The 19,673-nt window shown below is 70.7% G+C and carries 13 protein-coding genes and 1 pseudogene; 5 read left to right on the forward strand and 9 right to left on the reverse strand.

Annotation, left to right across the window (positions count from 1 at the left end; all coding sequences use genetic code 11):
* Positions 1 to 24 precede the first annotated feature (24 nt).
* From ACWEVS_RS10065 to ACWEVS_RS10100, 8 genes and pseudogenes are all read right to left on the reverse strand, one after another.
* A pseudogene (locus tag ACWEVS_RS10065) lies at positions 25 to 371 on the reverse strand (transposase); the annotation flags it as partial.
* A 281-nt stretch (positions 372 to 652) separates the two neighbouring features.
* Positions 653 to 1,756, reverse strand: coding sequence for a DUF4236 domain-containing protein (locus ACWEVS_RS10070; protein ID WP_452551054.1), 1,104 nt, complete (start codon positions 1,754 to 1,756; stop codon positions 653 to 655).
* A gap of 1,282 nt (positions 1,757 to 3,038) precedes the next feature.
* Positions 3,039 to 6,659, reverse strand: a complete 3,621-nt coding sequence (locus ACWEVS_RS10075) for a helix-turn-helix transcriptional regulator (RefSeq protein WP_452550915.1) — start codon at positions 6,657 to 6,659, stop codon at positions 3,039 to 3,041.
* Between the two features lie 33 nt (positions 6,660 to 6,692).
* Complete coding sequence (locus ACWEVS_RS10080; RefSeq protein ID WP_354907346.1) at positions 6,693 to 7,127, reverse strand: GNAT family N-acetyltransferase; 435 nt, start codon at positions 7,125 to 7,127, stop codon at positions 6,693 to 6,695.
* A gap of 79 nt (positions 7,128 to 7,206) precedes the next feature.
* The gene (locus ACWEVS_RS10085) at positions 7,207 to 8,343 is read right to left on the reverse strand and encodes an acyl-CoA dehydrogenase family protein (RefSeq protein ID WP_449927335.1); all 1,137 of its coding nucleotides are present in this window, start codon (positions 8,341 to 8,343) and stop codon (positions 7,207 to 7,209) included.
* A 6-nt stretch (positions 8,344 to 8,349) separates the two neighbouring features.
* Positions 8,350 to 9,255, reverse strand: a complete 906-nt coding sequence (locus tag ACWEVS_RS10090; RefSeq protein ID WP_449927332.1) for a hydroxymethylglutaryl-CoA lyase — start codon at positions 9,253 to 9,255, stop codon at positions 8,350 to 8,352.
* Positions 9,256 to 9,260: 5 nt separating this feature from the next.
* Positions 9,261 to 11,267, reverse strand: coding sequence for an acetyl/propionyl/methylcrotonyl-CoA carboxylase subunit alpha (locus tag ACWEVS_RS10095; protein ID WP_452550917.1), 2,007 nt, complete (start codon positions 11,265 to 11,267; stop codon positions 9,261 to 9,263).
* 2 nt (positions 11,268 to 11,269) lie between these two features.
* Positions 11,270 to 12,790, reverse strand: coding sequence for a carboxyl transferase domain-containing protein (locus ACWEVS_RS10100; protein WP_452550919.1), 1,521 nt, complete (start codon positions 12,788 to 12,790; stop codon positions 11,270 to 11,272).
* Positions 12,791 to 12,837: 47 nt separating this feature from the next.
* Between ACWEVS_RS10100 and ACWEVS_RS10105 the strand changes: the two genes are divergently transcribed.
* From ACWEVS_RS10105 to ACWEVS_RS10120, 4 genes are all read left to right on the forward strand, one after another.
* Positions 12,838 to 13,407: an SACE_7040 family transcriptional regulator gene (locus ACWEVS_RS10105; protein ID WP_452550920.1), complete on the forward strand. Its 570-nt coding sequence runs from the start codon at positions 12,838 to 12,840 to the stop codon at positions 13,405 to 13,407.
* A gap of 93 nt (positions 13,408 to 13,500) precedes the next feature.
* Positions 13,501 to 13,962 carry a PadR family transcriptional regulator gene (locus ACWEVS_RS10110; RefSeq protein WP_354907351.1) on the forward strand — a complete coding sequence of 154 codons (462 nt, stop codon included), beginning with the start codon at positions 13,501 to 13,503 and terminating at the stop codon, positions 13,960 to 13,962.
* Entirely contained in the window at positions 13,959 to 14,924 is a 966-nt protein-coding gene (locus ACWEVS_RS10115; protein ID WP_452550922.1) for an ATP-binding cassette domain-containing protein, read from the forward strand. Before ACWEVS_RS10110 ends, ACWEVS_RS10115 begins: the two co-directional genes overlap by 4 nt.
* Complete coding sequence (locus tag ACWEVS_RS10120; RefSeq protein ID WP_354907354.1) at positions 14,921 to 15,796, forward strand: ABC transporter permease; 876 nt, start codon at positions 14,921 to 14,923, stop codon at positions 15,794 to 15,796. Before ACWEVS_RS10115 ends, ACWEVS_RS10120 begins: the two co-directional genes overlap by 4 nt.
* 76 nt (positions 15,797 to 15,872) lie before the next feature.
* Here ACWEVS_RS10120 and ACWEVS_RS10125 read toward each other — a convergent pair whose 3' ends face one another.
* Positions 15,873 to 17,234, reverse strand: a complete 1,362-nt coding sequence (locus tag ACWEVS_RS10125) for a hypothetical protein (protein ID WP_452550924.1) — start codon at positions 17,232 to 17,234, stop codon at positions 15,873 to 15,875.
* A gap of 188 nt (positions 17,235 to 17,422) precedes the next feature.
* Here ACWEVS_RS10125 and ACWEVS_RS10130 point away from each other — a divergent pair, with 188 nt between their 5' ends.
* On the forward strand, positions 17,423 to 19,642 hold the full coding sequence (locus ACWEVS_RS10130) for a thiamine pyrophosphate-dependent enzyme (RefSeq protein WP_449927319.1): 2,220 nt from the start codon (positions 17,423 to 17,425) through the stop codon (positions 19,640 to 19,642).
* The last annotated feature ends 31 nt before the right edge of the window (positions 19,643 to 19,673 follow it).

Below are 19,673 nucleotides of genomic sequence, written 5' to 3' on the forward strand. Positions count from 1 at the left end.
AGGGCCTGTACGGACTTCGGATCTTCAGACGGGTTGGAGGCTTTGGATCCACAAGATCGCTCCGCGTAGATGCAGGCCTGCCAGATAGCTGTCGGCAGTCTTGTCGAAGCGGAAGCCGCCCCGAAAGCCGAGCTTCTTGCGGTTGGCCGCCTGGTCGGCCTTCTCCGGGATGACGGCCTTGATACCGCGTCGACGCAGATAGGCGCGGTTGCCGCGGGAGGAGCATGCCTTGTCGGCGGCCACCGCGCCTGGGCGGCCGACGGGCAGGCGGACCTTGATACGCGACAGCACGGCGCGAAACTGCGGGCCGTCTCTGGCTTGGCCTGGGTCAGCACGAACGACAGCGGACGGCCTCGCCGGTCGGCCGACACCAACGGCGTGCGGGAACGCGCCTTCGGCTCGCTCAATTACGAGCGGCTTACCGCGAGGAGAGCCGCGACGATCCCACCCTCGCCCTGCACGCCCATGCTACCGCGCCGACTTCAACAGCCAGCGCCCGTACGAGGGCATCGCCATGAACCGGCCGATCGGGGTCTACCTCGGTCAGGCCGACCCGACGACCCCCCAACTTGCCCCGCCCAGAAACCCTGCCACCTTCTTGACGCGGGACAATCGCGTGAAGTCGCTGGGATACCTCGCTGCACCATCGGTGTCACGGACGTATGCCCGGTGCCTGGGCTGCGGCGGCGAGTCTGAGCGCTCGTCCCACGGCGGCGATCGGTGGGTGCTGGGAGGCCTCCCAGACAAGGTTGAGGCCGGTCGCGCTCTGTAGGACCAGCCTGCCGTAGAGCAGGACCGGGAGCTGGGCATTGTTCTTGAAGCGCCGGTCGGGACCGCCTTTCACGTTGACGTATCGCCATGTGCTGTCGACGACATGCCCGTCCGCTGGCAGGGGGCCTGTCTCGATGAAGCGGGTGGGGGAGGTGGTGACGTGGAGGTGCTGATAGGGGATGTCGGCGAAGTGTTTGCCCTCTTGAAGCAGCACCCGGTCGGGGAGGAAGTGGACGGAGCGCCGCCCGGCGGTGAGCGTCGGGACCACAACGTTGGTGACCAGGCAGCGGGGGCCGGTCAGCGTGAGGGCGGCCGGGTGGCGTTGCAGCAACTTGGAGGCGCCGCTGTTGACCTTGTACTGATAGGTCGTGGTGACCGCGCCTGCCGCCGCGATGTGCCAGAGACGGCGGGCATTCTGGAGCGCGGTGATGGCCTGAACGATGTGGGCGAAGCGCTGGGCCGCCTCGTCATTGACGTCGTACATCACGACCACCGATCTGGCCGCGCGGTCGCGGAAGGCAAGCCAGATGACGGCGGGTGCGCTGATCAGGATGATGAGCAGTCCCCAGCCGCCGATTGTGAGGCCGATGAGGACGAAGACGGCCAAGGCGAAGGGCCAGAGAGGCCAGCGGCGGGCGGCGGCCTGGAGTTGCCGGACGATGTCGCTGGCATCGGTGGCTACAAGGTTCTGGATCGCAGCGCCGGTGACGTCATGCATAGTGATGCCGGGTCCGGGGGGAGCGGGCGGCAGGTGAGGCTGTGGGATGGTCTGGTGAGCGGCCCGGCGGGGCAGGGTGGTGCGGTAGGAGATGGTGCCCGCGCCCATGCGCACGTAGTTGCCGCGCGGGCCCATGCCAACCCTGAACCCTGGGACGCCTGCTGACACCCCGAAGCCGGCTGAGGACAAGGTGAATCGGAACGGTCCAGCCTTGAGACTCGTTCGTACATAAAACCCCATGGACATTCCCTCCCCACAGAAATCCATCGGGGCCTGTCCCGTGTTACCGGCGCTGTTCAGTCCGGAACCAGCTGGCAAGCGTGGAGGGTTCCGCCCCGCAGTCGCGAAGCGATATCCACGCCCGAGTGCGCAAAGACCGCATCGACCCTTCTGGAAGCGGTCACCCTGCGTGTGAACGGTCGGTTGCACCACGTCGGCAGACGAACCCGCGCCCCGACCCACATCATCCTCCTGGCCGATGACCTACACGTCCGCATCGCCAACGCCGTAACTTGGGAACTCCTGCGCGAGCTGACCATCGACCCCACCCCGCGACTACCATCCCCAGGCAAACCCCAAAACGACGAGCCCGCGGTGACTCCTCCGGGTCCCAACCGTCGCTGTATAGCGACCTCCATGGCTTGCCGTAGGTAGCCGACATCGGCCCCATGAGCGTTCTGTCGAGGTCAAGATGGCCAGGGGTGGTATACGATCTTGCCCGTCAGGGCGAGCGCTCAGTTGCGATAGGGATGCTGGCAAATCCTGGGGCGACCTGGGGAATACCATCAAGATCACCCCGAATATGTCCCCTGATCATGGTCCTATGGCTGCATACGGGGCGCCCTCGGTTGCTATATCAAGGCCCACCGAGCAGAAGGCCTGCGGTCGAGAAAACCGCAGGTCGGAGGCTGAAAACGCCTGGTGGAGAAGAATACTTCCGGCATGTTTCGACCATGCGAAACCCGCTTTTGGAGGGCGATTGTCTTTCTCGGTGATTACTATCCTGAGCTGCAAAAACTGTGTACCTATTGATCGCCCCTCTATTGATAATTCCGTACATACTCCGCAGTCCGAGACTTGGAGAACAGGTACCTCCCCTGGGGTGGAAACCGCTCAACGAAGGAGTCGTGATAGTCGCTGCCACCTGCGTACATGCCTTCGAAGTCCCAAGCGGAGCCGTCCCGGGCGGCTAGATCGACGTCTCCAATATGGTGGCCCCGACGAGTGCGCCGCAGAATGAGGACGCCGGCAACGCCTCATGGATAAATCCAGCGCGCCACGATCACACTCTCTCCATGCTGGAGGCGCGACACAGCGACGAGGGCGCTGCCGCAGATATGGGCCAGGTACGGGCACCTCCCCTGGCACGACACCCGAGGAGCGAGAGAACCTTCGCGCCCGAAGAGCCGAGCCAGAAGACCATGGCGTCACCCACCTCCGCGAACACCGAACGCGGACGCCCTTCGACACGGTTCGGAGACCGATGGAACCGTCCCCGCTCCCGCAGCAGGACACGGACCGGGAAACTACGACGCCTGGCAGGGTGCGGTCAGGAGGCGAGGGTGTCGAACAGGTGGAGGCGGTGCGCGGTGGCCGCCGCCTCCCCGCGGGACGAGGCGCCCAGCTTCGCCAGGATGTTGGAGACGTGGACGCTGACCGTCTTCACCGAGATGAACAGCTCGCCGGCGATCTCCTTGTTGCTCTGCCCGTCCGTGACCAGCTTCAGCACCTCGAACTCTCTGGCGGTCAGCCCCAGCCGGTTGTCCTCGACCGGTTCCTCTCCCGTCAGCGAGACGCGGGCGCGTCTGGCCAGCGAGTCGATCTCGGCCACCAGCGGTGCGGCGAGCAGGCGTTCGGCCAGCGGCCGGGCCGCCGACAGCCGCTGGGCCGCCGCCTCCCTCGCGCCCGCGAGGCCTCCCGCATGACCACCCATGTGGCCGCCCGCCGGACCGCCGGCGTGGCCACCCGAAAGATCGCCCGGGCGATCACCTGCGAGACTGCTCGCCGGACCGCCGGCGTGGCCGTCCGAGAGACCTCCCGCCTGGCCCCCCGCCGGACCGCCGGCGTGGCTGCCTGAGAGACCACCCGCGTGGCCGCCTGACAGACCGCTTGAGTGGCTACCCACGAATCCGCCCGCACGGGTGCCTGTGGCACCCGCCGGGTTGGTGGCGGGGTCGGCGACGGCGGCGCGCGCCGCGCCGAGCAGCGCCATGGCCTGCCGGTACGGCTGGCCCAGCGCCCCCCACACCTGCGCCGCCGCGTCCCACACGGCCAGCTCCCGCGTCAGCCACGCCTCGAAGGTCAGCCGCCAGGCCCGCTGGAGGTCGCCCTTCGCGTCGACCTCGGCCGCGATCTCCAGCAACGACGCCAGCAACTCGTCGGCGGACGGCACAGGACCCTCGGCAACCTCACCGCCATACCGCCCCCCAGACCCGGTCGCCCCGGCACCACCGACCCCTGCCCCGATCTCAGGAGCACGCCCGGCGCCGCCATACCGCGCCCCCGCCTGCGGTGCCTCGCCGGCCCTGCCACCGCCGATGCGCGCACCGGACTCAGGCGCGCCACTGGCCCCGGCACCACAGCGCGCCGCCGACTCAGGAGCGCCATCCGACCCGGCGCCGCCGTACCGCGAGCCACCCTCCGCAGCACCGCCCGACCCCGCGCCGCCGTACCGGACCCCTGACCCCGAAGCACCACCCGACCCGGCGCCGCCGTACCGCGAGCCACCCTCCACAGCACCGCCTGACCCGAAACCGCCAAACCGCGCCACCGACTCAGGAGCACCGCCCGACCCCGCGCCGCCGTACCGGACGCCGGACCCCGGGGCACCGGTCGAGCCGGTGTGGCCGGACAGGCCGTGGGGTGGTGGGGTGGTGAGGGCCTGGATGGCGGTGAGCATGAACGGCCACGCGTAGCGGGGGTTGCCCGGCAGGTCCTGGGTGCGCAGCGCCCGCGCGATCACCTCGAGGGCGGCCTCCTGGCGCCCCTCGGCCAGCTGGATCGCCAGTTCCCTGCCGAGGTTGGGCAGCACGGTCTGGTCGCGGTAGAAGCCCACCGACAGCAGCCCGGCGGCCTCCTCGAACAGGGCCCGCGCCCGTGCGGTGTCGCCGCGGGCGAGCGTGATGTCGAGGGTGAATCCCAGCAGGCTGGCCCGGTACGGCGGCGGCGGCGCCAGGTCGAGTGCGTGCTCGATGACCTCCAGCGCTTCGTCCCAGCGGCCCAGGGAGACCAGCGGCTCGGCCAGGTTGATCGCCAGGAACGCGCCCGAGGTGCGGGCCAGGCCGTAGTCCTCGGCGCCGGCGATGCCCCGCCTGGCCACCACGGTGGCCGCCTCGTGCCGGCCCCAGCCCTCCAGCGTGTCGGACTCGGAGATGGCGGCCCTCATCAGCGCGTTGTAGGCGCCGGCCGTGCCGGCCACCCGCCTGGCCTCGGTGTAGCCGTCGAGCTGCTGGTCGGCCTCGGCGTTGTGGCTGTCGGCCCAGGTCAGCGTGATGAGCGCGTGGGCCTCGGTGGTGGCGTCGCCGATCTGGCGGGCGATGCGCAGCGCCTCCTCCGCGTGGGCGACCTTCTCGGCCCACAGGTCGGGCGTGTTGAGCATGCGGGCCAGCGCTTCGAGGATCTTGGCGCGCAACGCCGTCGGCGGCGAGGCGGGCACCAGGCGTGCCGCCTCGCGCAGGTCGTCGACGTATCCGCGGCGGCCGAGGTCGTAGCGGGCCAGGCCGCGGTGGCGCAGCAGTCTGGCGGTGGTGATCGGGTCGGTCTCGGCGTCGACGAGGCGTAGGGCCGCCCGCGACAGCGAGATGGCCCGTTCGAACTCGCCGGCCAGATGGGAGACCATGATCTTGGCGCGCAGCACGTCGATGTAGGAGGTCTGGATGAGCTCGGCGGCGTCGGGCACCTGCTCCCACAGGTCGATGACCCTGCTGAGCATCCTGAGCTGTTCGTCGTAGGCGGTGGCCTTCCGCGCCGCGGCCGCCGCCCGCCATGCGCTGAGCAGCGCGGGCCTGACCTCGTGGGCGGCGTGCCAGTGGTGGGCCAGCTCGATCGCCGCCCTGGTGGCGGGCAGCAGCGCCGGGTGGTCCTCCAGGGTCCTGGCGTAGCGGGTGTGCAGGCGGGTGCGCTCGCCCGGCAGCAGGTCGTCGTGGACGGCCTCGCGGATCAGCGCGTGCCTGAAGGCGTAGCCCTCGCCGTCGACGACCAGCACGTTTCCGGCGACGGCCGGGCGCAGCGCCCTGGACAGCGCCCCGTCGTCGAGCCCCGCGACCGCGGTCAGCAGCGCGTGGTCGATCCGCGCCCCGCCCGCGCTGGCCACCCGCAGCAGCTCCTGGGTGTCGTCGGGCAGCCGTTCGACGCTGGCCAGCAGCAGGTCGCGCAGCGAGTCGGGGACGCTGTCGTGGCCGTCGCCCGCCAGCAGCGCCTCGACGAACAGCGGGTTGCCCTCGCTGCGGGAGTAGACGTCGTCGATGTCGAGCCGGCCGGGCAGCCCGCCGAGGATGCCGACGGCCTGCTCGATCACCTCGCGGCGGCTCAGCCTGCGCAGTTCGAGGCGGCCGACCCACTCGACCCTGCCCAGCTCGGCCAGCAGCGGCCGCAGCGGGTGGGTGCGGTGCAGGTCGTCGGCCCGGTAGGTGACGACGATCAGCAGGGGCAGATCGGAGCGCTGGTAGCGGACGAGGAAGGACAGCAGGTCGCGGGTGGAGCGGTCGGCCCAGTGGGTGTCCTCCACGATGAGCACGGTGGGCTCCCGCTCGGCCAGCCCCTCGAGCAGCCCGAGGACCTGCTCGAAGAGCCTGGCGCGCGCTTCGGGCCCGTCGCCCTCAGGCTCGCCGAACTCGGGCAGCAGCCTGCCGAGGCCCCGGGTGGAGCCGCCGGGCACCATGGCGGCGATCGCGTCGCGGCCGAGGTCGCGCACCAGCTTGCGCAGCACGGCGGTGAAGGGGGCGAACGGCAGGCCGTCGGTGCCGAGCTCGAGGCAGCCGCCGACCAGCACCCGCGCCTCGGTGACGCGCTCGGTGAACTCCCTGATCAGCCTGGTCTTGCCGACGCCGGCCTCGCCACCGATCAGGACGGTCGACGACATGCCGGCGCGGGCCCGGCCCAACGCCGCCTGCAGCGCGGCCAGCTCGTCGGCGCGGCCGACGAACAGGGGGCTCACCGTGTTGATGCTCACGCCCAACAGGATGCCATCAGCCGCAGACGGAACTCAGCGCAGCACCTTGCGGTAGAAGCTGGCCGACTGCTCGTAGCCCAGCGCCCGGTAGAACTCGGGGGCGCGGCGGGTGGCGAGCGCGACGTAGCCCGCCTCGCGCTCGCGCGCCCAGACCTCGAACTCCTCCAGCAGGCCGCGCCCGATGCCCTGCCGTCGGAAGCCGGTCTGCACCATCGCCTCCTCGACCCAGGCGACCGGCCCGTTGGCGAACAGGGTGAGGTGCACGAAGCCGAGCAGGTAGCCGTGGACGCGGCCCTCGACGACGGCGGTGAGCACCAGCGCGTCCTGGTTGGCGAGCAGTTGCGGGAAGGCCTTGTCGAAGGCCGCGCGTTCGGGCCTGAACGTCAGCCCGAACTCGCGGGCCAGCGCGAAGATCTCGTCAGCGTCGCTCGGCTCCGCCCTCCGTATGTGCAGATCGTCTGAGGTCATGAGGTGGACCATAGATCGTTCCCGCTGGGTCGTCCAATCCGGAACTCCGGGAACACGAGCATATGTCCTCTATCGGACCTCAGAGATCCGCCATGCCGAGCTGCCTGGCGATCAGCATGCGCTGCACCTCGCTGGTGCCCTCGCCGATCTCCAGGATCTTCGCGTCGCGGTAGAAGCGGCCCACGGGGAACTCGTTCATGAAGCCGTAGCCGCCGAAGATCTGGGTCGCGTCGCGGGCGTTGTCCATGGCCGCGTTGGAGGAGACCAGCTTGGCGATGGCCGCCTCCTTCTTGAACGGCCTGCCCGCCTCCATGAGCGACGCGGCGTGGTAGTAGGCCAGCCTGGCGGTGTGGGCGCGTGCCTCCATGTCGGCGACCTTGAACTGGATGGCCTGGTAGTGGCCGATCGGGTGGCCGAAGGCGCGCCGGTCGCGGACGTAGCGCAGCGACTCGTCCACGCAGCCCTGCGCGAGGCCGACGCTGAGCGCGGCGATGGCGACGCGCCCCTCGTCGAGGGTCTGCAGGAACTGCGCGTAGCCCCTGCCCCGCTGGCCGAGCAGGTTGGCGGCGGGCACGCGGCAGTCGGCGAAGGACAGCTCGCGGGTGTCGGAGGCGTTCCATCCGACCTTGGAGTACTTCTTCGAGACGGTGAACCCGGGGGTGCCGGACGGCACCAGGATCGTGGAGATCTCCCGCTCGCCGGTCAGCGCGGCGACGGCCACGACGCCGGTGATGTCGGTGCCGGAGTTGGTGATGAACGCCTTGGTGCCGTTGATCACCCATTCGTCGCCGTCGAGCACGGCCGTGGTCCGCATGCCGCCGGGTACGTCGCTGCCGCCGCCCGGCTCGGTCAGGCCGAAGGCGCCCAGCACGCGTCCCGAGGTCAGCTCGGGCAGCCACCGGGCCTTCTGCTCGGCCGTGCCGAAGCGGTAGATGGGCATGGCGCCGAGGGAGACCGCGGCCTCCAACGTGATGGCGACGCTGGAGTCGACCCGGGCGAGCTCCTCCAGGGCCAGGCACAGCGCGAAGTAGTCGCCGCCCATGCCGCCGTGCTCCTCAGGGATGGGCAGCCCGAACAGGCCCATGGCGCCCATCTGGCGGACGATGTCGTAGGGGAACTCCTCGCGCTCGTAGAAGTCGCCGATGACGGGGGCGACCACGTCGCGCGCGAATGCCTCGACGGTCTTGCGCAGCTCTTCGTACTCGTCGGTGAGCATGGTTCTTCAGCCTTTCGAGAGGGCCTGGACGACCCGGGACGGACTGGGACGGCCGAGCCGTTCGGCGAGCCAGACGCTGGTGGCGACGAGCTTGCCGAGGTCGAGTCCCGTGTCGACGCCGAGCCCGTTGAGCATCCACACCAGGTCCTCGGTGGCGAGGTTGCCGGTGGCGGACTCGGCGTAGGGGCAGCCGCCGATGCCTCCGGTGGAGGCGTCGACGACGGTGACGCCGGCCCTGAGCGCGGCGAGCGTGTTGGCCAGTGCCTGGCCGTAGGTGTCGTGGAAGTGGACGGCGAGCCGTTCTGGCGAGGGGAAGGCCTCGATGAGCGCGGTGGCGTGGCCGGGGGTGCCCACGCCGATGGTGTCGCCGAGGGACAGCTCGTGGCAGCCGAGGTCGAGCAGCCTGGTGCCGACGCGCACGACCTGCTCGATCGGCGTCGGCCCCTCCCACGGGTCGCCGAAGACCATGGAGACGTAGGCGCGCACCTTGACCCCCGCCTCCAGGGCGCGGGCGACAACCGGCTCGAACATCTCGAACTGGCTGTCCAGGCCGCGGTTGAGGTTCTTGTTGGCGAAGGTCTCGGTGGCGCTGGCGAAGACGGCCACCTCGTCGACGCCGCACTCCAGCGCCCGGTCGAGGCCGCGCTCGTTGGGGACCAGCACCGGGTAGCGGATGCCCGGCCGCCGCCGCAGCGTGGCCAGCAGCTCGCCGGAGTCGGCCAGCTGCGGCACCCACCTGGGGTGGACGAAGCTGGTCGCCTCGATCACGGTGTGCCCGGCGTCGGCCAGCCTGTCGATGAAGGCGGCCTTCACCTCGACGGGGATGACGGCCTTCTCGTTCTGCAGGCCGTCGCGCGGCCCGACCTCGTAGACGGTGACCCGCTCGGGCAGGCCGTCCAGCCGATACGGCATGCGGCTCACTCCTCGGAAGAGACGACGGCCAGCACCGCGTCCATGTCGACGGGCTGGCCCGCCCTGACCGGCAGCTCGGTGACGGTGCCCTGGACGGGGGCGGTGACGGTGTGCTCCATCTTCATGGCCTCGACGACGACCAGCGGCTGTCCCTCGCTCACCTGCTCGCCCGGCGCCACCTTGACCAGCAGGACGGTGCCCGGCATCGGGCTGCGGACGACCCCGTCGCCGCCGCCCGCGCCGCCCGGCCGGTCGCCGGGGTCGCCGATGCGGTGCCTGGTGAGCGTCCAGGCCGCGCCGTCGCGCCCGAGCCAGAGGGTGTCGCCGTCGCGGACCATGACGAACCGGAGGACGCGGCCGCCGAGCGTGACGGCCAGCTCCCCGCCCTCGGTCACCGCCCTGGCAGCCACGACGCCGCCACCCGGAAGGAGCGCCTCGGCGCCGGTGCCCGAGAGGCGCGCTCCGGCGCCGGTGTCCGAGAGGCGCGCTCCGGCGCCGGTGTCCGGCAGGCGCACCTCGGCGCCGGAGGCGGGCAGGCCGCGCACCTCCACCTGGTGAACCCCGTCGCGCGACTCCAGCCGCCAGGTCGTCCAGGCAGGATCGCCGATCCGCCAGCCGTCGGCGATCTCCCACGGGTCGGTGGCGGGCGGCGTGGCGTGGAAGGCGAGCGCGGCGGCCGCCAGCGCGTCGGCGGGCACGTCCGCGCTCAGCGCCAGCTCGGGCAGCACCCTTTCGACCAGGCCGGTGTCGAGCCTTCCCGCCACGACGTCGGGGTGGGCGGCCAGCGCCCGCAGGAAGGGGATGTTGGTCGTCACGCCCAGCACGCACGTCTCGGCCAGCGCCCTGTCCAGCGACCGCAGGGCGGCCCTGCGGTCCTCGCCCCAGGCGACCACCTTCGACAGCATCGGGTCGAAGTCGCTGCCGACGACCACGCCTTCGGCCAGGCTGGAGTCGACCCTCGCGGTCGAGGGCTCGCGCAGCGCCAGGACGCTGCCGCCGGTCGGCAGGAAGCCGCGGGCGGGGTCCTCGGCGTAGACGCGCGCCTCCACGGCGTGGCCGCGCAGCCGTACCGACTCCTGGCCGAACGGCAGCGGCTCGCCCGCGGCCACCCGCACCTGCAGCTCCACCAGGTCCAGGCCGGTGACCAGCTCGGTGACGGGGTGCTCGACCTGCAGGCGGGTGTTCATCTCCATGAAGTGGTAGTCGCCGGAGACACCGTCGACGATGAACTCGACGGTGCCCGCGCCGGTGTAGCCGACCGCGCGGGCCGCCTCGACGGCCGCCGCCCCCATGCCCTCGCGCATCGCCTCGGTGACGAAGGGCGAGGGCGCCTCCTCGATGATCTTCTGGTGCCTGCGCTGCAGGCTGCACTCGCGCTCGCCCAGGTGGACGGTGCCGCCGTGGGCGTCGGCGAGCACCTGGATCTCGATGTGCCGGGGGTTTTCGATGTAGCGCTCGATCAGCAGGGTGCCGTCGCCGAAGGCGGCCTCGGCCGTACGGCGGGCAGAGGCGAGCGCGTCGGGCAGCTCGGCCGCCGAGCGCACCAGCACCATGCCCTTGCCGCCGCCGCCCGCGGACGGCTTGATCAGCGCGGGGAAGGCGCTCCACGTCTCGAGGTCGGCGCCGGTGCCGCCGGGCACGACCGGCACCCCGGCCGCCGCCACCGTCCGCTTGGCGCGGATCTTGTCGCCCATGGCCTCGATCGCCTCGGCGGGCGGCCCGATGAAGACCAGCCCATCGGCCGCGCACCTGCGGGCGAAGGCGGCGTTCTCCGCGAGGAAGCCGTAGCCGGGGTGTACGGCCTGCGCGCCGGTGGCCCTGGCCGCCGCCACCAACGCCTCCATGTCCAGATATTTCGGGATCTGGAGGGCTCGGTCGGCCATGCGCACGTGGAGCGCCGACGCGTCGGACTCGGTGTAGACCGCCACGGAGGTGACCCCCATGGCGCGGAGCGTCCTGATGATCCGGACGGCGATCTCGCCCCGGTTGGCGATCAGTACGGTGCTGAACATCATCACATCCGGAAGACGCCGTAGCCGACGGGTTCGAGCGGCGCGTTGGCCGCCGCGGACAGGCCCAGCCCCAGGACGGTACGGGTGTCGATCGGGTCGATCACGCCGTCGTCCCACAGCCTGGCCGTGGAGTAGTAGGGGTTGCCCTGGTGCTCGTACTGGGCCCTGATGGCGTCGGCGTCCGCGGTGCCGACGGTGGTCAGCACGTTGGCGGCCTGCTCGCCGCCCATGACCGAGATGCGGGCGTTGGGCCACATCCACAGGAAGCGCGGCGAGTAGGCCCTGCCCGCCATCGCGTAGTTGCCCGCGCCGAACGAGCCGCCGATCACCACCGTGAACTTGGGCACGCGGGCGCAGGCCACCGCGGTGACCATCTTGGCGCCGTGCTTGGCGATGCCGCCGGCCTCGTAGGCCTTGCCGACCATGAAGCCGCTGATGTTCTGCAGGAAGACCAGCGGGGCGCGCCGCCGGTCGCACAGCTCGATGAAGTGGGCGCCCTTCAGCGCCGACTCGGCGAACAGGATGCCGTTGTTGGCGATGATCCCGACGGGGTGGCCGTGGATGTGGGCGAAGCCGGTGACCAGTGTCGTGCCGTACTCGGCCTTGAACTCCAGGAAGCGCGAGCCGTCGACGATCCTGCGCACCACCTCGCGCACGTCGTACGGCGTGCGGGTGTCGGGGGGCACGATGCCGTACAGCTCCTGCGGGTCGAGGTGCGGCTCCTCGGCCGCCCGGCGCTCCCACGGCGGGGCGGCCTTGGGCGCGAGCGTGGCGACGATGTCGCGGACGATCGCCAGCGCGTGGGCGTCGTCCTCGGCCAGGTGGTCGGTGACGCCGCTGACGCGCGCGTGCAGGTCGCCGCCGCCCAGTTCCTCCGCGGTGACCTCCTCGCCGGTGGCGGCCTTCACCAGCGGGGGCCCGCCGAGGAAGATCGTGCCCTGGTTGCGCACGATGACCGCCTCGTCGCTCATGGCGGGCACGTAGGCGCCGCCCGCCGTGCAGGAGCCGAGGACGGCGGCGATCTGCGGGATGCCGCGCGCGGACATGGTGGCCTGGTTGTAGAAGATGCGCCCGAAGTGCTCGCGGTCGGGGAAGACCTCGTCCTGCCTGGGCAGGAACGCGCCGCCGGAGTCGACCAGGTAGAGGCAGGGCAGGTGGTTCTGCAGCGCCACCTCCTGGGCGCGCAGGTGCTTCTTGACGGTCATCGGGTAGTACGTGCCGCCCTTGACGGTGGCGTCGTTGGCCACGATCACGCACTCGCGTCCCGACACCCTGCCCACGCCGGTGATGATCCCCGCGGCGGGCGCCTGGTCGTCGTAGAGGCCGTTGGCGGCCAGCGGCGACAGCTCCAGGAAGCGGGATCCGGGGTCGAGCAGCCCGTCGACCCGGTCGCGTGGCAGCAGCTTGCCGCGCTCGACGTGGCGCTGCCTCGACCGCTCGGGCCCGCCCTTCGCGGCCTCGGCCAGGCGCTCGCGCAGCTCGGCCGCCAGCCGCTCGTTGACCTCGGCGTTGCGCTTGAACATGCCACGTAGGTTAATCATCATTAACGTCTGTGTCTAGAATGTGAGATGTGAGCACTCCTACCCGCAATCGCCGCGGCGAGATCCTGGAGGCCGCCGCGACCCTGTTCGCCGCCCGCGGCTACCACGGCGTGTCCATCGAGGAGCTCGGCGGCGCGGTCGGCGTGTCGGGTCCCGCGCTCTACCGCCACTTCAGCGGGAAGGAGGCGCTGCTGGTGGAGATGCTCACCGGCGTCAGCACGCGCCTGCGCGAGGCGGCGACCGCCGTGGTCACCACCGCCCACGACCCGCGAACCGCCCTCGAGGCGCTGCTGGACGTGCAGATCACGTTCGCGCTCGAGCAGCCCGCGCTCATCACGGTGCACGACAGAGAGCTGGGCAACGTGCCCGAACCCCACCGGCGCCAGATCAGGCGGCTGCAGCGGCTCTACGTCGAGGAGTGGGTCACCGTGCTGGCCGAGTTGCACCCCGCCTGTCCGCCCCCGCGGCTGCGGGCGGCGACCCACGCCGTGTTCGGCTTGCTCAACTCGACGCCGCACAGCGCCGGCGAGCTGCCCGCCGAGGCGATGCGCACGCTGCTGCGCGGGATGGCGCTGGCCGCCTTCGACACCCTTGGTTAGCGAACGTTAACACTCTCCCCCTTCCAGAAAACCGCTTGTTGCGCCAAATATCTAGATATATCGTTTAGGTATCTCGATAGTTGGAGTGCGACCATGCCGGATTTCGCACCGAGGGTGCGCAAGGGCGACGTGCGCGCCGCCCTGCTCAGCCTGCTGGGCGAGGAGCCCAAGAACGGCTACCAGATGATCCAGGACATCGAGCAGCGCAGCAGGGGCGTGTGGCGGCCGAGCCCCGGCTCGGTCTACCCCGCGCTCCAGCAACTGGAGGACGAGGGGCTGCTGGCCGGCGAGGACGCGGGCGGCAGCCGTACCTACCGGCTCACCGAGCAGGGGCGCAGGCATCTGCGCGAGCGGGAGGCGACGCTCGCGCCGTGGGAGCAGGTGGCGGGCTCCGTGCCCGAGGACCGGCACCAGCTGCGGCTGCTGTGGGCGCAGGTCAGCGAGGCGTTCGGGCACCTGGCGCAGACCGCCGACGACCGCCAGGTCGCCGCGGCCTCGCAGTTGCTCCGGCAGACCCGCAGGTCGATCTTCAAGATTCTGGCGGAGGGCGAATGAGCGCGGTCACGGTGAAAGACCTGACCAAGACCTACGGCAAGGTCGAGGCCGTCAAGGGCATCGACTTCGAGGTGCGGTCCGGGGAGGTGTTCGGCTTCCTCGGCCCCAACGGCGCCGGCAAGACCACCACGATCAGCATGCTGTGCACGCTGGTCAATCCGACGGGCGGCAGCGCCACGGTGGCGGGCCACGACGTGGTGCGCGAGCGCGACCAGGTCCGCCAGAATATCGGGCTGGTCTTCCAGGACCCCACCCTGGACGGCTACCTGACCGCCGAGCAGAACCTCCGCTTCCACGCCGAGCTGTATGGCGTGCCCAAGCCGCTGGTGGCCGGGCGCATTAAGCAGGTCATGGAGATGGTGGCGCTGTGGGACCGCAAGGACGCCAAGGTGATGACCTTCTCCGGCGGCATGAAGCGCCGGCTGGAGATCGCCCGCGGTCTGCTGCACTCGCCGCGCGTGCTCTTCCTCGACGAGCCGACCGTCGGCCTCGACCCGCAGACCCGGGCCGCCATCTGGGGCTACATCAACAAGCTGCGTCACGGGGAGGACATCACGATCTTCATGACGACGCACTACATGGACGAGGCCGAGTACTGCGACCGGATCGCCATCATCGACCACGGCGAGATCGTCGTCATCGACTCCCCCGAGGCGCTGAAGGCCAGTGTCGGCAAGGACAGGGTGCAGATCCACACCGGCGACGACGACACGGCGATCACCGCGCTCAGCGAGAGGTTCGGCATCGAGGCGGCCGTCCACGAGGGCGCGGTGACGTTCGCGGTGGCCTCCGGCGAGGAGTTCGTGCCGCGGCTGTTCGCCGAGCTCGGCCTGCCGATCAGGGCGGTGAGCGTGTCGCGGCCCTCGCTCGACGACGTGTTCATGTCCTACACCGGCTCGACGATCAGGGACGCCGAGTCCGGCACCGGCAACGAGTGGATGAAGGCGATGGTGAGACGATGACGACGACCGACCCCTCCACCCGCGACGACGTGGTGAGCGTGCGGATGCCCGCGCGCGGCCTGGCGCACGACCTGCGCGCGATCAAGGTGGTGCTGCACCGCGAGATGCTGCGCTTCGTCAACGACCGCACCCGCATGCTGTCGATGCTCATCCAGCCGGTGCTGTGGCTGTTCGTGATGGGCACCGGCCTCGGCACGCTGGTGCGCGGCTCGATCCCCGGCGTCGACTACCGCACGTTCATGTACCCCGGCATGATCTCGATGACGGTCATCATGACCGCGATGTTCTCCGCCGGGTCGATCGTGTGGGACAGGGAGTTCGGCTTCCTCAGGGAGATGCTGGTGGCCCCGGTCTCGCGCGGCTCGATCGTCGTGGGCAAGTGCCTGGGCGGCGCGGTGGTGGCCGTCGGTCAGGGCGTCGTCATCCTGGCGATGGCCGGCCTGGTGGGCGTGCCGTACTCGCCGGGGCTGATGGTGACGCTGCTGGCGGAGATGTTCCTCGCCGCGTTCACCATCACCGCCTTCGGGGTGACGCTGGCGGCCCGCATGCGCAACATGCAGACGTTCTTCGGGCTGATGCAGATGGCGATCATGCCGATGATGTTCCTGTCGGGCGCGATGTTCCCGCTGGCGAACCTGCCGTCGTGGCTGCACGTGCTGACCACCGTCAACCCGCTCACCTACGCGGTCGACCCGATGCGGCAGGCGGTCTTCTCCCACCTGTCCGTGCCCGCGCAGGCGCAGGCGGTGCTCAACCCCGGCGTGCGGTGGTTCGACTGGCAGGTGCCGGTGCCTGTGGAGCTGGGCCTGATCGCGCTGATCGGACTGACCCTGCTCGGGCTGGCGGTCGCCCAGTTCAGGAAGGCCGAGTAGCCGGGCGGCCACCGGCCGGCGGGACCACGCATGGAACGGGGCCCGGTCAGGAGACCGGGCCCCGTTCCGCCGTCGCCTACCTCTTGACGCGGACGTAGTCCCTACCGCTCTGCGAGCCGTAGGTGTCGGAGTCGCCGCTGAAGACGAACTTCCAGTAGCCCGACCTGTAGGCCTTCACCTTGGTGTACAGCTTCCCGCTGCCGGTCGAGCGGGTGGTCTTGACGTACTGCCACTTGCTCGAGCCCTTGGGCAGGAAGTACAGCGCGACCTTGGCCTCGTAGCCACCGCCGTCGACCAGGAGCGCGCCCCTGAACCGCAGGTACTTGCCGTACGTGACCGGCTCGGGGTAGGCGTTGAACGCGACCAGCTTGCTCCTGTCCTTCGCCGGCGGGGGCGGCTCGGCCACCCTCACCCAGTCGCCGGCGCTGCTGGAGCCGTCCACGCCCCGCGTGCCCTCGTACACCGCGCGCCACCAGCCGGAGGCCTGCGCGGTGGCGTCGGCCCAGAAGCGGCCGTCGCGGCCGGTCCGGTCAGCGGTCACCCGCTCCCAGCGCCTGGAGCCGTCGGCCTTGAACAGGATGACCACGTGCTGGCCGGGAAGCCCGTACCAGCCGCGCGACCCCTCGGCCTGCAGGGCTCCGGTGAAGACGAGCCTGTCGCCCTTGTCGACCGGCTCGGGGCGGGCGTCGAAGCCGACGATCCTGCTGTCGCGGGAGCCGGCCCTGACGTCGACCCTGTCGGTGTCGCTGACCGAGCTCTTGGCGCTCGCGTGGCCGCCGAACTCGGCCCGCCACCAGCCGGTGGCCTCGGCCGTCACCTTGGTGGCGAACCAGCCGCCGCGACCGGTGTCGACCGTGGTGACGTGCCGGTAGGCGTCGGTGCCCTTCTCGCGGAAGGTGATGGTGACGCGCTGCCCGCCGTAACCCTGCCAGCCGCCGCGCTCGACCTGCAGCCGGCCGGAGACGGAGATGCGCTCGCCCTTGGCGACCAGGTCGGGGTGCGCGCCGAAGTCGACGAGCCTGGTGTCCGAGGCCGTCTTTCTGACCTCGACGCCGAACGTGCCGTCAGTGGACTTCTCCCCGCCCTGCCCGTCGTGGGCGATCGCCAGGAAGCTCCACCGGCCCTCGCTCTTGGCGTCGAAGGTCTTCTTGCCCGTCCACCTGGTCCACTCGCCGTGCGGCGAGGCGGTCAGGTCGACCGGTGAGCCGACGCTCACGTCACCAGGGGGCTTGAGCTGCAGCTCGGCCTTGCCCGCGCCCTTGGTGGTGAACGAGAACGTCGCGGTGACCTGCTGGTCCCCGGTCACGACGATGGGTGAAGGCGAGACGTCCACCTTCGAGATGCTCGGTGCCGCCGCCGCGGTCGCGGGGGACGTCAGGGCCAGGGCCCCTGCTCCCACCGCCAGCGCCACGGCGGCCGCTCGGAAGCGTTGCAACATTCGGGTACTCCATTCCTTTACCCGTGGTTGAACGCGGCATGAGGGTGCCACGTCGTACGTAAAGTAGACGTTTTGGACAGGCAAAGCGTTTGAGATGTTGACAAACTGTCATTCAGATCAGTCAGACAAGAACCTGGTCCTCGCGTTCGGGCAGACGAAGACCCCATGCGCGGGACATAATCGGGCTTGTGGCGCGCGACACTGTTGAGACTCATTTCACCGAAGCGGTTGCGACGCTCAAGGCGGGCGCTCGCCGAGATCCGGCCCAACCCGTCAGAGACGGCACCACCCTGACCGGCCAACGCTGCCGTGAGCTGTTCGACCGGCAGCTGGGCAGCAGGCTCCTCGACGTGGCGGCCAGATGGTTGCGGGCGCAGAACGAGGGCTTCTACACCATCGGATCGGCCGGGCACGAGGGCAACGCCGCCGTGGCCGCGGCCGTCAGGACCACCGACCCCGCCCTGCTCCACTACCGCTCCGGCGCCTTCTACCTGACCCGGTCGGTCATGGCGGGACGCCTGCCCGAGCAGGGGCTGCGCGACGTGCTGCTGGGGCTGACCGCCTCGGCCGAGGAGCCCATCGCCGGCGGCCGGCACAAGGTCTTCGGCCACCCCGACCTCGCGGTCATCCCGCAGACCTCCACGATCGCCAGCCATCTGCCGCGCTCGGTCGGCGTCGCGCTGGCCATCGAGCGGGCCAAGGCGATCGGCCTCGAGACGGCCTGGCCCGCCGACGCGATCACGATCTGCAGCTTCGGCGACGCCTCCACCAACCACGCCAGCGCGCTGTCGGGGTTCAACACCGCCGCCTACGCCACCTACCAGGGCCAGCCGCTGCCGATCCTGTTCGTCTGCGAGGACAACGGCCTGGGCATCTCGGTCCGCACACCCAGGGGATGGGTGGAGACGGCCGCCCGCCGTCCCGGCATCGAGTACTTCCAGGCCGACGGCTGCGACCTGGCCGAGACCTACGACGCCGCCGTCCGCGCGGCCGACCACGTCCGCTCGACCCGCTCGCCCGCCTTCCTGCACCTGAGCACCGTGCGGCTGATGGGCCACGCCGGTTCCGACGTGGAGTCCTCCTACCGGACCCAGCGCGAGATCCGCGCCGACCACGAGCGCGACCCGCTGCTGCGCACCGCGGCGCTGCTGGTCGAGGCGGGGCTGGCCACGCCCGAGGAGCTGATCAAGCGCTACGAGTCCGAGCGCGAGCACGTGCTGCGGACGGCGCTGGAGACCACCCGCACCGCCAAGCTCACCTCCGCCCGCCAGATCGTCGAACCGCTGGCACCCCGCCGGTCCGAACTGATCGCCAAGATCAGCCCGGTCGCCGCCGAGCCCTCGGTCAGGGAGAAGGCCTTCGCCGGCCAGCTTCCGGAGAAGGACAAGCCGCTCACGCTGTCCCAGGCGATCAACCGCACGCTGGCCGACGCGCTGGCCGTCTATCCCGAGATGATGGTCTTCGGCGAGGACGTCGCCAAGAAGGGCGGCGTCTACGGTGTGACGCGCGGCCTGCAGAAGCGCTTCGGCGCCGCCAGGGTCTTCGACACGCTGCTGGACGAGCAGGCCATCCTCGGCCTCGCGCTCGGCTCGGGCGTGTCGAAGCTGCTGCCGGTGCCCGAGATCCAGTACCTCGCCTACCTGCACAACGCCCTCGACCAGATCCGCGGCGAGGCGGCGACGCTGTCGTTCTTCTCCCGCGGCGCCTACCGCAACCCGATGGTGGTGCGGGTGGCCGGATACGCCTACCAGAAGGGGTTCGGCGGCCACTTCCACAACGACAACTCCATCGCGGCGCTGCGCGACATCCCCGGGGTGGTCATCGCCTCGCCGTCCAGGCCGGACGACGCTTCGGCGATGCTGCGCACCTGCCTGGCCGCCGCGCGCACCGAGGGCTCGGTGTGCGTGTTCCTGGAGCCGATCGCGCTGTACAACACGCGCGACCTGTTCGACGAGGGCGACAACGGGTGGCTCGCGCCGTACGCGCCGCCGTCCCGGTGGGCCGAGACGCACGTGCCGATCGGGCGGGCGCGCGGCTACGGAGACGGCCGCGACCTGACGATCGTGACGTACGGCAACGGCGTGCGGATGAGCCTGCGGGCCGCGGTCAGGCTCACCCAGGACGGCGTGAGCTGCCGGGTGCTCGACCTGCGCTGGCTGGCGCCGCTGCCCGTCGAGGACCTGATGCGGGCGGCGGAGCTGACCGGCAAGGTGCTGATCGCCGACGAGTGCAGGCGCACCGGCGGCGTCTCCGAGGGCATCGTCACCGAGATGCTCGACGCGGGATTCACCGGCCAGATCGCCCGGGTGACCTCGGCCGACAGCTTCATCCCGCTGGGCGAGGCCGCCAACCACGTACTGCTGTCGGAGGTGGAGATCGAGCAGGCGGCCAGGAAGCTGCTCAGCTGAGCGTGCCGGGGGTACGGCAGGCGGCCCGCGC

The organism is Nonomuraea sp. NPDC003754 (assembly GCF_053605785.1).

What these genes read in the sequence shown, in the direction of transcription:
- ACWEVS_RS10070 (WP_452551054.1), bottom strand. Translation starts at nt 1,756, where the DNA reads ATGGATTTCTGTGGGGAGGGAATGTCCATGGGGTTTTATGTACGAACG.
- ACWEVS_RS10080 (WP_354907346.1), bottom strand. Translation starts at nt 7,127, where the DNA reads ATGACCTCAGACGATCTGCACATACGGAGGGCGGAGCCGAGCGACGCT.
- ACWEVS_RS10085 (WP_449927335.1), bottom strand. Translation starts at nt 8,343, where the DNA reads ATGCTCACCGACGAGTACGAAGAGCTGCGCAAGACCGTCGAGGCATTC.
- ACWEVS_RS10090 (WP_449927332.1), bottom strand. Translation starts at nt 9,255, where the DNA reads ATGCCGTATCGGCTGGACGGCCTGCCCGAGCGGGTCACCGTCTACGAG.
- ACWEVS_RS10095 (WP_452550917.1), bottom strand. Translation starts at nt 11,267, where the DNA reads ATGTTCAGCACCGTACTGATCGCCAACCGGGGCGAGATCGCCGTCCGG.
- ACWEVS_RS10100 (WP_452550919.1), bottom strand. Translation starts at nt 12,790, where the DNA reads ATGTTCAAGCGCAACGCCGAGGTCAACGAGCGGCTGGCGGCCGAGCTG.
- ACWEVS_RS10110 (WP_354907351.1), top strand. Translation starts at nt 13,501, where the DNA reads ATGCCGGATTTCGCACCGAGGGTGCGCAAGGGCGACGTGCGCGCCGCC.
- ACWEVS_RS10115 (WP_452550922.1), top strand. Translation starts at nt 13,959, where the DNA reads ATGAGCGCGGTCACGGTGAAAGACCTGACCAAGACCTACGGCAAGGTC.
- ACWEVS_RS10120 (WP_354907354.1), top strand. Translation starts at nt 14,921, where the DNA reads ATGACGACGACCGACCCCTCCACCCGCGACGACGTGGTGAGCGTGCGG.
- ACWEVS_RS10125 (WP_452550924.1), bottom strand. Translation starts at nt 17,234, where the DNA reads ATGTTGCAACGCTTCCGAGCGGCCGCCGTGGCGCTGGCGGTGGGAGCA.